The organism is Aeromonas sp. 159 (genome assembly GCF_963862045.1).
In the GTDB taxonomy this organism is placed as follows: Bacteria; Pseudomonadota; Gammaproteobacteria; order Enterobacterales; family Aeromonadaceae; genus Aeromonas; species Aeromonas veronii.
Window position 1 is genome coordinate 1 of the sequence record NZ_CAWLMI010000002.1, and the last position, 11,688, is coordinate 11,688.

The window sequence follows — 11,688 nt, forward strand, 5'->3', positions numbered from 1 at the left end:
TGGCGGTGAGGGAGGGATTCGAACCCTCGATACGTTGCCGTATACACACTTTCCAGGCGTGCTCCTTCAGCCACTCGGACACCTCACCAAATTTTGGTCTGTGGTTTAACGTGTTCAGCCAACACGGTGTTCGCTACGCTGTTGCGCTGGAACGGGGCGTAATTTAGGGGAAAGCTCCGCCCGCGTCAACGGCTTTTTTCACCTGGCAAACCGTTCGAACACTTAATGCACAGATTCCGGTGCAACCTGGATTTCCGGCAGATTGAGGAAGCCGGAACGTTCGCATTCGGCAACCAGTTCGTGGGTGGCAGCGATGGTGCTTTGCACGAACAGCAGGAACTGCTCGACGCTGAGTCCGGCCTTGGTAAAGACGGTGTGGCCGACCACCAGCCGCGGCAGGTTGTCATCGATGATATCGAGGAACACCTTGAGGGAGGGGTACTGCATATTGAGTCGGCCCAGTTCGGCAACCAGCGGCAGCATTGCGGAGGGGCGCACTTCCAGCTCGGAGGAGAACAGCAGGCCTTCCTCTTCCACGAAGATCCGGCTCTCCTGAATACCATCGACCGACTGCAAAGAGACAATGTGGATACCGTGACACTGGTCGCAGACATAGTGCTCGATACGAGCTTGTTGCAACCAACGCATTATCATTTCGGAGCTGGGGATATTCATCATTTCCACGACAAGATTGGGATCAAGGGGCGCAGTCTAAACCAATTTGCTATCAACAAAAAGCACGCCAACCCGATAACCCTGCGGCTCGCTTCTTTTTGGCAAGCGCTATGCATATACTCAGCCAAATCCACGATGACGCTTGCCCCACAGGGGGCCCCATGACGATCCAAGAAAAGTATCGCCTTCATCTTAAATCACTCTCGGATGAGCTGCTCACCCTGCAAAAACCCATCCGCATTCTGGATGCCATCAAATGGCCACGCCATCTGCAGGATCGCTTTCTGGCAAGCGGTGGCAGGGAGCTGCCCGCTATCGACAGGCACTTCTATGATGCCCTCCCCCTCGGCTTCGATCCGCGCAACAAGTATCTGGAGCTCAAGGAGCTGCGGGACCGGATCCGCAGAAAACTGGGGCCACAGGACGATCTTGGCCGGATCCTGCAAGAGACGGTCGATCAGTACATGGTGGTGATCGAGATGCTGCGCCAGCGCGGCCAACCCGATTTTCAGCGTTACAGCCAGCTGCTTTATGGCTCTGCCAGCGATCACCTGCGCGGGGATCGCAAGACTCTCAAGGAGCTGGGCGCCCGCCTGTGCGATATCTTCTCCCTGCCCGGCGCCCGCCATCTGGTGCGCCCCTACCCCAAGGAGTTCGAAGGAGAGGCCGCGGTCGCCAAACTGCAGGGCAAGCTATCGAGCTACTTCAGTGACGGCACTGTGCAGGTGAAGCTGAGCGATGGCATCGTCTCCGATGCCGCTGCCGGTGGCGACTACATCAAGCTCAACTCCCACGCCCGTTTCTCCGAGCTGGATTTGCAGGTACTGGAGGTACACGAGGGGTGGGTCCATGTCGGCACCACCCTCAACGGTCGCCAGCAGCCTTATGCCACCTGGCTGAGCGCCGGTTCACCGCGGATCACCGCCTGTCAGGAGGGGCTGGCCGTCCTGATAGAGACCCTCACCTTCAGCTCCTTTCCGGATCGGGCCAAGCGTATCTCCGATCGGGTGATGGCCATCGACATGGCCGAGCGCGGCGCCGATTTTATCGAGGTGTTTCAGCATTTCGTGCAGCAGGGCACCAGCGAGCACGACGCCTACAAGATCACCCAGCGGGTCTTTCGTGGCGGCATGGTGGGCGGCGGAGCCTGCTTTACCAAGGATCTCTCCTACGTGCGTGGCTATGTGGAGACGGTCAACTTCATCCGCAGCGCCGTGCTGGAAGGGGTGCCCGAAATCCTGCCGATGCTGTTTGTCGGCAAGGTGACACTGGATGACATTCCGGTGCTCTATCAGCACTATCTGGAGGGGCTGATTGCCGCACCCCGCTATTTGCCGCCGATGTTTCGCGATCTCACCGGCCTCTATGTCTGGTTCGGTTTTGCCTCCGGCATGTCGCTAGTGGATATCGGTCGGGTACAGCACCATTTTCGCCAGCTGTTTCAACGCCTGCCGGTGGCCGACCCCATCATTGCGCCGGTGGATATCGAGATCGACTGAACCACAGCGATAGAAGTTGGGGAAAATAAAAAGGGCGCCAGATTGGCGCCCTGCTCGACGATTCAAATATCGCAGCCGACTTACTTGTAGGCCCGACCTTCGAGATAGTGTTTGCGACAGAGTGACACATAGCGATCGTTGCCGCCGATCTCCACCTGTTCGCCATCACGCATCACCTGACCCGCTTCGTTGACCCGGGAGTTCATGTGAGCCTTGTTGCCACACCAGCAGATGCTCTTCAGCTCTTCAAACTTGTCGGCCAGACAGAGCAGATGGTAGGAACCGGGGAACAGCTCGCCGCGAAAATCGGTCTTGAGGCCATAGGCCATCACCGGAATATCCTGCTCATCGACGATGCGGGCCAACTGGTAGACCTGCTCACGGGTCAGGAACTGGGCCTCGTCCACGATGAAAACATCGATATGTTTCTTCGCATGGCGCGCTTTCACCATTTCAAACAGATCGCAGCTGTCGCTGAACACGTCCACCTTCAGTTCAAGGCCAACCCGGGCACTGATCACCCCGACCCCAAAACGGTCATCGATGGCTGGCGTCATCGCCAGAGGATGCATGCCCCGCTCCAGATAGTTGAAGTGCGCCTGAATGAGCTGGGTGGATTTGCCTGAATTCATGGTGGCAAATTTGTAGTGCAGTGAAGCCATGATACTGTTCCGAAACTGAATTTATGGGGCGCATGCTAACCAAAGCCCCTGACAAAACCAAGGGGCCCGCGGGCCCCTTGCTCTATAAATGTTACGCGGTGGCCAGCACTGGCCGCGCTTTGGCCTTTTTCAGGTGATAGCCGGTAAAGAGCACGAACCAGAGGGCACTGACACTGAAACCGGCCAGGCTGGAGTGCATCAAGCCCATCGCCAGGTAACCGATGGCCGCACCGAAGGCGATGGACAGTGCATAGGGCAGCTGGGTCATCACGTGATCGATGTGATGGCAACCGGCACCGGTGGCAGAGAGGATGCTGGTGCTGGAGATGGGTGAGCTGTGATCCCCGAACACCGAGCCAGCCAGTACCGCAGCCAGCATCGGCAGCATCAGGCTGATGTCGCTGGCGGCGGCCATGTCACCGGCCAGCGGCAGCATGATGCCGAAGGTACCCCAGCTGGTACCGGTAGCAAACGCCATGGCACAGGAGAGGATAAAGACCACGGCAGGCAGCACTTCGATCGGCAGGTTGCCGTTAGCCAGCGAAGCCAGGTACTTGCCGGTCTCCACGTCGCGCACCACGGCACCTATGGTCCAGGCAAACAGCAGGATGTTGATGGCTGGCAGCATGGCCATGACGCCTTGCGGCGCGGCCTTGATCCAGTTCTTGGCTCCCAGCTTCAGGCGCATCGCCAGACCGATGGATACCACCAGACTGCACAGGGCACCGTAGACCAGCGAAGAGCCGACGTTGGTATTTTCGAACGAGCCGAGCACGCTGAAGGGCAGCCCTTTCTCGCTCAGTACCGCAGCACCGGAATCGATCATAAAATAGATGGTGGCGGCGGTCAGGGTCAGGATCGGCAGAACCATGTCGATCATGCCGCCGTTGCTCTCTTCCGGGCTCTCCATATCCAGACCGATGGGGCGGCCCTTGGACTCATCCCACAGCTTGCCTTCCAGCGCCCACGCTTCGTGTTGACGCATCGGGCCGATGTCGAGTTGGAATGCAATCACCACCAGCACCATGATCAGGGTGAAGACGGCGTAGAGGTTCATCGGGATCATCTCGACAAATGCCGCGATGGGGCTCTGCTCGGTCAGACCGTGGGCCGCCATGATGCCGCCAACCAGGGCGATGATATAGGCACCCCAGGAGGAGATGGGCATCAGCACACAGACCGGCGCCGCGGTGGAGTCCAGCAGATAGGCCAGTTTGGCACGGGAGATCTGGAAGCGGTCGGTCACCGGACGGCAGATAGCACCCACCGACAAGCTATGGAAGAAGTCATCGATAAAGAAAGCAAACACCATCATACCGGTCAGCGCTTTGGCGCCCTTGCGGGTCTTGGCACGACGCTCGGCCCACTCGGCAAAGGCACGGGTCGCCCCTGAGACGCTCATCAGGCTGATGAGGCCACCCAGCAGCAGCATAAACAGGATCATGTTGACATTGTCACGATTGAGCGCGCCATCGACCCAGAAGATCTTGAGCACGGTATTCAACATGTAATGCAGGGATTCGAGGGGTGAAAACTGATTGAGCAGCAAACTGCCGGTGACGATGCCCACACCAAGGGACAGCAGCACGCGGCGAGTCATGATCGCCAGCGCGACAGCCAACAGGGGGGGAAGAACGGACCAACCGGAGTCGGCGAAATGACTAATGTCCATGATCTCTTTGCACCTAAAGATTACAGGTGGAGATCTACCGAGAGGATCTAAAGAAACAAAACCTATGGGGAGGTCATACTCCTCAGCCCCTTCAGGTAGCGCTCCATAGTGGATGACTATGGCAGTCCTGCACCTATTAGATGCAGAACCAGCAGCCCGGTATGATGGCCTGGCCACTTCGGCGCTGACTCCTTTCCTTGTGCATCACAGGCATCACCCTCCGCACAAATACTCATAGGCAGCGCGCCTCTACTTAAAGGTATTCGCCGCACATTTTATCGAGATGGCAGCTTATAGCAAGTTTTTTGATTAAATAGTCACGATAAACAAATCAAGGTCGGAAAATGGTAGCCAAATGATGCAACAACGCCAGCTTTGACGCTATTTTCACCTACTGCGGCTTCATTGGCATCCAATCACCAAGCCTATTGCAGGCCATATTAAATATCTGTATTGATGTTCCCCACGGATATAATATTTAACCCGGCTTGACTTATTTAAATCACCAAGCAAGAATCAGCTGGAACATAATATTTTTCTCTGACTCGACGTGGTAACTCCTATGAATGAATTTTTAAAGGTACTGCTTAATATCCGCAGTCTGCGTGCGACCTGCCGCGAGCTTTCTCTGGAACAACTGGAAGAGGCCCTGGAAAAACTCTCTACTATCGTTGCCGAACGTCAGCAGGATGAAGCTGCCGAGCGTCAGGCCCGTGAAGAGCATCTGCGGAAAATAAACGAATATAGCGAAATGCTGAAAGCCGCCGGTATTGACCCGGCAGAATTGGTAAGCGCTGTCGCTACCAACCCCGGCAAATCAGAAAAAGCCAAGCGGGCGCCACGTCCTGCCAAATATCGCTATCAGGATAATGGCGTAGAGAAAACCTGGACCGGCCAGGGCCGTATGCCTTCGGCTATTGCCAGCGCAGTGGCAGCAGGCAAATCACTGGAAGACTTTGCTATCTGATCTCAATCTCGTTGCTAATAAAAAACCTCGCCAAGGCGAGGTTTTTTATTGCCGCTTAAACGTGAAATATCAGATAGCCGATTGCGGGCGATCTGCTGCCTTGACCCACAGCACTTCACGATCCCCTGCTACGCAGATGAGATAGCGGGCAACGGTAAAGAACCAGTCACTCATCCGGTTCAGATAGGGCAGCACCTCGGGATTGACCCGCTCTTCCCGGCTCAATGTCAGCAGCAAGCGCTCGCAATGACGCACCAGAGTACGCACCACATGCGCTTGCGCCGCGGCACGGGAACCACCCGGCAATATAAATTGGCGCAGCGGTGGCAATGGCTCACTATAACGATCTATCTGCTGTTCAAGGCGAGTTGTCCAAGCGGCATTAACCTGCCAAATCGATTCATTCTGGGCGTCACTGGAGAATGCCAACTCCCCCCCCAGATCAAACAACTCCTGTTGCAACAGCTGTAAATCAGCCAATAAGCAGAGCTCTTGCGACGGGACGTCACAAATCAGCAAGCCAATATGGGAGTTGAGCTCATCGATATAACCGTAGGTCTCGACCCGCAAATGATCCTTTGGCAACTGGATACCATCGGCCAGCCGGGTCATGCCCTTGTCGCCCTGCCTCGTATATATTCTCATACCGACATCCTGTTAATAATGGGAATAATCATGGATTCGAGTCCATTGAGTTTGATTTCGTAAGCCAACGCCAGCGTCTGGCCCAATTTACCCGCCGGAAAACCGCTGCGCGCCATCCACACCAGATAGGGCTCTGGAATATCGATGATACGCCGCCCCTGATATTTACCGTAAGGCATCTTGTTGGTCAGGGTCAGCAGTACCTGTTCGTCGGATAGCCAATCCATATTAATCGATATCCAGATATTTATGAGTCTGGATTGAGAGTCGCCAGTTACGCGCGATACAGGTATCCATCGCCAATTGGGTGGCCCTTGGCTTCTGGCTGATCGGCTGCAAGGCAATAACCACATCAGGGCGCAGGGTAGCAGTAGCGAGCAGCGTATCCAGCTCTTCAATATGGTGCTCGGTGGCCACCGGATGCTTGATCTCGTTGGCCCGCTCCAGCGCCGAGACCAGCACAGGCAGCCCCCCTTTCATGCCAATTTTGGGGGAGACGGTCACCCAGGTCTGCTCATGGGTCTTGATCTCGCTGGTGCCACTGGTTTCAATCTGCACCTGATAACCCGCCGCCAGCAGGGCTGACGAGAGTTCGTGCAGATCATAGAGGCAGGGCTCGCCACCGGTGATCACCACATGGCGCGCCTGATAACCCAGGTCGGTAAAGCTCTTGATAATCTGCGCGGTGCTAAGTTGGCTCCAACAATCGGATTCGTTGGAGCGATCCAGCACCGCCGCCTTGCCCACTTCACGAGCCGGATCAACAACCCAGGTATGACGGGTATCGCACCAGGGGCAGCCCACCGGGCAACCCTGCAGGCGAACAAAGATGGCGGGCAGGCCGGTAAAGATACCCTCCCCCTGGATGGTCTGGAAAATCTCGTTGATTGGGTAGTGCATCTCGATCACGGCTTGTTGCAAAAGTCGCGGATTATACCCCAAGCCACGGCAAGACGCAGGCTCACTCTGCGCTTTTCTCACCCAGCCCGGTTTTCTCAAACAGTCTGGCCATGATGCCCGCCTTGTCGGCCAGATAGTTGTTCAGGCCGCGACTGCGCAGTTCACACGCAGGACACGTGCCGCAACCGTCACCGGCAATGCCGTTGTAGCAGGTCAGGGTCTGCTGGCGCACCGTGTCGAGGTGACCATAGTGATCCGCCAGAGCCCAGGTCTCGGCCTTGTCGAGCCACATCAAGGGAGTTTCAAAACGGATGCCGCGATCCAACCCCAGCGACACCGCCTGATTGAGGGCCTTGACGAACTCGTCACGGCAATCGGGATAGCCGGAGAAGTCGGTCTCGCAGACACCGGTGATCACAGCTTCGGCGCCCACCTGATAGGCATAGATGGAAGCCAGGGTCAGGAACAGGATATTGCGACCCGGCACGAAGGTGTTGGGCAGGCCATTATCCTGCAGCTCGCAGCTGACCGGGATGTCGTCACGAGTCAGGGCAGAGACCGCCAGCTCATTGAGCAGCGTCACATCCATCACCTTGTGGGCGGCGATCCCCAGAGCACTGCCCAGACGACGCGCGGTGTCGATCTCTTCCCGATGGCGCTGGCCATAGTCGAAGGTGATGGCGTGCACTTCATCATACCGGGCCAATGCCTGTACCAGACAGGTGGTGCTGTCCTGACCGCCACTGAAAACCACGACTGCTTTTTTCATCTTGATAACTCCTTCAAATGTCACGCGCGGCGGCCTTCGGCAAAGTCCTGCCACTGGGTATTCAACCGGTTAAACAGGGTCAGCAAGGGCGCATAGTGCTCCGGCCTCCCCTCCCACCGGGACAAGAGGTGATAGCCCGCCTCTATGGTAGAGAGGGCATCGGGAAAGGGTTTCTTGCGAATGGCATATTGACCGGCGATGGCACCAATGCCGATGCGGGGCAAGCGGGCCAGTGCCGGGTTGCTCTGCAACATGCGATAGGCTTTGCGCCAGGTGCCGTCGAGCAAGATAAAGGCGATGGACGTTTTGCCAGAGGATTCACTCTCCCGCTGTTGGCGAAGATCGGTCAGCGAAATGGCATCCTCATCCGGCCAGAGTAGATAGCAGCGACGGGAAGGATCTGCAAGCAACCCATTGAGCCACTCATCGCGGGAAAAGTCCTCCCCCACATGGATCTCGCACTGTTGCAAAGAGGCCGCCAGCAGCGCCGCAGTTCCCTTGGGATGTGCCACCTCGTTGGGGTGCTGCAAGATGTAGAGGGGCGTGTGATTGTCAACCGGCACAATATAATCGCACAGGCAGGCTTTGAGGGCTCGGGTGCAACGTGTACAGTATCGACTGTTCTTGTCGTTGGACTGTTTCATGTTGTCAGACAAATCTGGATTGCTCTGGGTTATCACGCTCTCTCTCACCAGCTTGCTACTCTTCTTTACCGTTCCCAATCTTCAGCTCTCCTTCGATCGGCCCTTGATCGCCGGGGGCGAAGGGTGGCGGATCATAACAGGCAATCTGGCTCATACCAATCTGTGGCACCTGCTGCTCAATCTGGGCGGCCTAGCCATCCTCTATAGCCTGTTTCGCGACTATCTGGATGGGGCTCGCCTGCCGCTGCTGATGTTGCTGCTCTGGTTGGCAGTGGGCTTGGGGATCTGGTGGTGGTGCCCGCAGACCCAGTGGTACATGGGGCTATCCGGCTCGCTGCATGGCCTGTTTGTCTGGGGGGCAATGCAGGATATCCGCCACGGACGCCGCACGTCGGGCTGGCTGCTACTCGCGGGGATGGGGCTCAAGCTGGTGATGGACTTCTACAACGCAGGAGAGAGCCCGATATCCACCCTGATCAATGCCAGGGTACACATCGGCTCTCATCTTATCGGGGCCGGTGCAGGCCTGTTGCTCGGCCTGCACCGCGTATCACTGAGTGAGCCTGTTACGCACCAGCCAGCTCGGCATTGATGCTGGCCAGCATGGCGGCCGGATTGACAGCCTGCGTAATGGGGCGGCCGATAACCAGATAATCGGACCCCGCCTCGACCGCCGCTTTCGGTGTCATCACCCGGCGCTGATCCCCAGCCGCTGAACCGGTCGGGCGAATACCCGGGGTCACCAGCTTGAAATCTTCGCCCAGCAAGGCTTTCAGCTCATGGGCCTCGTTGGCAGAGCAGACCACCCCATCCAGACCGGATGTTTTGGTCAAGGTAGCCAGCCGGATCACCTGCTCGGCCGGGCTCACATCCAGACCAAGAGGGATCATGTCGGACTGCTCCATGCTGGTCAGCACGGTCACGCCGATAAGCAGGGGAGCCTTGTCGCCATAAGGCAGTAGCGCCTCTTTGGCGGCACGCATCATCCGCTCACCACCACTGGCATGCACGTTGACCATCCAGACACCGAGCTCGGCACTGGCTGCCACGGCTTTTGCAACAGTATTGGGAATATCGTGAAACTTCAGATCCAGAAAGACATCGAATCCCTTGGCCACCAGCTGACGTACAAACTGCGGGCCAAACAGGGTAAACATCTCCTTGCCTACCTTGAGACGGCACTGGGCCGGAGAGATACGTTCAACGAACGCTAAGGCATCTGCCTCATGCTGATAATCCAGCGCTACCAGTACTTTGGGATCTTGCATCTCACATCCTATTGCTTGTTATTCACCGTCCAGACCGCGGATCGGCTTGATGGAACCCCACTGGCGACAAGACGGGCACTGCCAGAACAACGAGTGAGTGGCAAAGCCGCACTGCCGACACTTGTGGGTTGACTTGATTTTGATCTGCTCGCCGACCAGCTGTTGCAGAAGCTCGAGGCTCTCCTTGGCAGGCCCCTCCTCCGCACTGGCCAGTTGAAAACCCACCAACTGGTAAAAACCTTTCATCGAGGGATGACGACGCAGCTGACGCAGCACCAGCGAACGGGCCTGACTCAGGCCATCACGCTCTTCAACCAGCTTGGCAAGGGCCAGGGTCACGCTGACACCGGCGTGATCTTCCACTGCCTTCTCAAGCAGCGGGATCAACGCAGGCGTGCGGCCCAACTGCTGATAGCACTCGAGCAATTTGGGCATCGCCTCGGAGGCAAAGTCGATATCCTGCTCGAACACCCGCAGCAGCTCCTTGCTGGCCTGCTCATACTCCCCCTCTGCCATGGCGAGCTCAGCGAGGCGCAAACTGGCCCGGGCACATGCCGGATTGATACTGAGCGCCCGTTTGAGCTTGGCCAGCCCCTCCCCTTTATTGCCCTCACGCAGCGCGATTTCGGCTTGCTCGCAATAGAAATGGGAGATGGGGTCGGCCAGCTTCTTGCCCTGGAATTTTTGCAGACGAACCGCCACATCGATGGCCTTATCCCAATCCCGCAACTGCTGATGGATGATCAACAGCTGTGCCAGCGCCGTCTCTTCATAGTCGCTGTCGTCACACAGCTCATTCCAGAGCGCTTCCGCTCGGTCCAGCAGACCAGCAGCCAAAAAGTCGCGCGCAAGCTCCTGCAGGGCAAGCTGTCGCTGCTCTCGGGTCAGTTGGCGGGTTACCAGGTTCTGGTGGATCTTGATGGCACGATCGACCTCCCCACGCTGGCGAAACAGGTTGCCGAGGGAGAGGTGTGTTTCGATGGTTTCACTGTCCACCTCAAGCAGCTGAATAAAGAGGTCCACCGCCTTGTCGGATTCATCGGACAGCAAATAGTTGAGGCCCGCCACATACTGGCGGGAAAACTGGTTACTCTGTTTTTGGGTGTCCTGGCGAACACTCCTGCGACCCATGTACCAACCATAACCGGCGGCGATGGGCAACAGCAGGAAAAGCAGTTCAAGCATTGAGGAACATTATTCCTTACCCGGTGACCGGGCCAGCTCCAACTCGCGGGATTGACGACGCATGGTGCGGTTGAGGGTGCGGTTTTGCATTTTCAGGCGCAGGAACAGCAGGCCGAATACCAGCCAGCCCAGCAAAAAACCGCCAGCAAAGAAGAAGCCCAACAGCATGGCAAGTGAAAACTCACCCTGAGCGATCAGGTAATTGAACTGAACCAGCTGGCCATTTTGTGAGCCCAGCGCCAGGGTCAGAACAAACACCAGCACCAGCGGAATGAGGGCCAAAATACGCTTCATAAGAGCTCCCTGTCAGTATCTAATGAGAGGCTGATTATCCTTAAAATCGCAGGCAGACTCTAGAGTGAATGGGAAAGAGTTTAAGAAACAAGACGATTGGCACAGGAATCGGTGCCAAAAAGAAAAAAGGCATACCCGAGGTATGCCCATTTCTGCATTATTCAATGATGTTGACGCGCTCGCGCAACTCTTTACCAGGTTTGAAGTGCGGGACATATTTCCCGGTCAGTTCAACCTTGTCCCCAGTCTTGGGGTTGCGGCCCACACGGGGCGCACGATAGTGCAGTGAAAAACTGCCAAATCCGCGGATTTCAATCCGGTCGCCGTTTTGCAAGGTCGACGCCATCTGCTCAAGGATCTCCTTGATGGCGGCTTCGACATCCTTGGCCGGCATATGCATGCGGCTGGCTGCCAGTTGTTCGATGAGATCTGATTTGGTCATAACGTTAAATCTCCTTCCCCGATCACATGCAATATTCATTTTGCCAGGATAAAAAAGGGCGGCGCA

At 56.7% G+C, this 11,688-nt stretch carries 15 protein-coding genes, 1 tRNA gene and 1 riboswitch; of the genes, 3 read left to right on the forward strand and 13 right to left on the reverse strand.

Features of this window, described 5'->3' with window-relative positions:
- Positions 1 to 88, reverse strand: a tRNA-Ser gene (locus AACR14_RS00170).
- A 134-nt stretch (positions 89 to 222) separates the two neighbouring features.
- Positions 223 to 678, reverse strand: a complete 456-nt coding sequence (locus AACR14_RS00175; RefSeq protein WP_005337119.1) for a YbjN domain-containing protein — start codon at positions 676 to 678, stop codon at positions 223 to 225.
- A gap of 158 nt (positions 679 to 836) precedes the next feature.
- On the opposite strand from AACR14_RS00175, the gene AACR14_RS00180 reads away from it, so the two are divergent.
- On the forward strand, positions 837 to 2,174 hold the full coding sequence (locus tag AACR14_RS00180; protein ID WP_005337120.1) for a flavohemoglobin expression-modulating QEGLA motif protein: 1,338 nt from the start codon (positions 837 to 839) through the stop codon (positions 2,172 to 2,174).
- An 80-nt stretch (positions 2,175 to 2,254) separates the two neighbouring features.
- On the opposite strand, the gene AACR14_RS00185 is transcribed toward AACR14_RS00180, so the two are convergent.
- Both AACR14_RS00185 and AACR14_RS00190 read right to left on the reverse strand, forming a co-directional pair.
- Positions 2,255 to 2,836 (reverse strand): thymidine kinase, encoded by a 582-nt coding sequence (locus AACR14_RS00185; protein ID WP_005351181.1) that lies wholly within the window; start codon positions 2,834 to 2,836, stop codon positions 2,255 to 2,257.
- Between the two features lie 91 nt (positions 2,837 to 2,927).
- A complete protein-coding gene (locus AACR14_RS00190; RefSeq protein ID WP_019444693.1) occupies positions 2,928 to 4,508 on the reverse strand; it encodes a Na+/H+ antiporter NhaC family protein in 1,581 nt (526 codons plus the stop codon).
- 88 nt (positions 4,509 to 4,596) lie between these two features.
- Positions 4,597 to 4,768: riboswitch (Lysine riboswitch) on the reverse strand.
- A gap of 302 nt (positions 4,769 to 5,070) precedes the next feature.
- On the opposite strand from AACR14_RS00190, the gene AACR14_RS00195 reads away from it, so the two are divergent.
- Positions 5,071 to 5,475, forward strand: a complete 405-nt coding sequence (locus AACR14_RS00195) for an H-NS family histone-like protein (RefSeq protein ID WP_005359895.1) — start codon at positions 5,071 to 5,073, stop codon at positions 5,473 to 5,475.
- Between the two features lie 69 nt (positions 5,476 to 5,544).
- Here AACR14_RS00195 and AACR14_RS00200 read toward each other — a convergent pair whose 3' ends face one another.
- The 5 genes from AACR14_RS00200 to AACR14_RS00220 all read right to left on the reverse strand — a co-directional run bounded on the left by AACR14_RS00200 (position 5,545) and on the right by AACR14_RS00220 (position 8,433).
- Positions 5,545 to 6,120: a cob(I)yrinic acid a,c-diamide adenosyltransferase gene (locus tag AACR14_RS00200; RefSeq protein WP_026034843.1), complete on the reverse strand. Its 576-nt coding sequence runs from the start codon at positions 6,118 to 6,120 to the stop codon at positions 5,545 to 5,547.
- Entirely contained in the window at positions 6,117 to 6,347 is a 231-nt protein-coding gene (locus AACR14_RS00205; protein WP_005337126.1) for a DUF3820 family protein, read from the reverse strand. The genes AACR14_RS00200 and AACR14_RS00205 overlap by 4 nt, the downstream gene beginning before the upstream one ends.
- A 1-nt stretch (position 6,348) precedes the next feature.
- Positions 6,349 to 7,020: a 7-carboxy-7-deazaguanine synthase QueE gene (gene queE / locus AACR14_RS00210; protein ID WP_019444695.1), complete on the reverse strand. Its 672-nt coding sequence runs from the start codon at positions 7,018 to 7,020 to the stop codon at positions 6,349 to 6,351.
- 61 nt (positions 7,021 to 7,081) lie between these two features.
- Positions 7,082 to 7,789: a 7-cyano-7-deazaguanine synthase QueC gene (queC, locus tag AACR14_RS00215; RefSeq protein ID WP_005359893.1), complete on the reverse strand. Its 708-nt coding sequence runs from the start codon at positions 7,787 to 7,789 to the stop codon at positions 7,082 to 7,084.
- 20 nt (positions 7,790 to 7,809) lie between these two features.
- Positions 7,810 to 8,433 (reverse strand): tRNA-uridine aminocarboxypropyltransferase, encoded by a 624-nt coding sequence (locus AACR14_RS00220; protein ID WP_005351167.1) that lies wholly within the window; start codon positions 8,431 to 8,433, stop codon positions 7,810 to 7,812.
- Between AACR14_RS00220 and rrtA the strand changes: the two genes are divergently transcribed.
- Entirely contained in the window at positions 8,432 to 9,025 is a 594-nt protein-coding gene (gene rrtA, locus AACR14_RS00225; RefSeq protein WP_019444696.1) for a rhombosortase, read from the forward strand. The two genes, AACR14_RS00220 and rrtA, sit on opposite strands and share 2 nt — an antisense overlap.
- Here rrtA and pyrF read toward each other — a convergent pair.
- The 4 genes from pyrF to ihfB form a co-directional block, all read right to left on the reverse strand.
- Positions 9,000 to 9,701: an orotidine-5'-phosphate decarboxylase gene (gene pyrF, locus AACR14_RS00230; protein WP_019444697.1), complete on the reverse strand. Its 702-nt coding sequence runs from the start codon at positions 9,699 to 9,701 to the stop codon at positions 9,000 to 9,002. The two genes, rrtA and pyrF, sit on opposite strands and share 26 nt — an antisense overlap.
- An 18-nt stretch (positions 9,702 to 9,719) precedes the next feature.
- On the reverse strand, positions 9,720 to 10,886 hold the full coding sequence (lapB, locus tag AACR14_RS00235) for a lipopolysaccharide assembly protein LapB (RefSeq protein ID WP_005346478.1): 1,167 nt from the start codon (positions 10,884 to 10,886) through the stop codon (positions 9,720 to 9,722).
- A gap of 9 nt (positions 10,887 to 10,895) precedes the next feature.
- Positions 10,896 to 11,180 (reverse strand): LapA family protein, encoded by a 285-nt coding sequence (locus tag AACR14_RS00240; protein ID WP_005337143.1) that lies wholly within the window; start codon positions 11,178 to 11,180, stop codon positions 10,896 to 10,898.
- Positions 11,181 to 11,337: 157 nt separating this feature from the next.
- Positions 11,338 to 11,622: an integration host factor subunit beta gene (gene ihfB, locus AACR14_RS00245; RefSeq protein WP_005299934.1), complete on the reverse strand. Its 285-nt coding sequence runs from the start codon at positions 11,620 to 11,622 to the stop codon at positions 11,338 to 11,340.
- Positions 11,623 to 11,688: the final 66 nt, after the last annotated feature.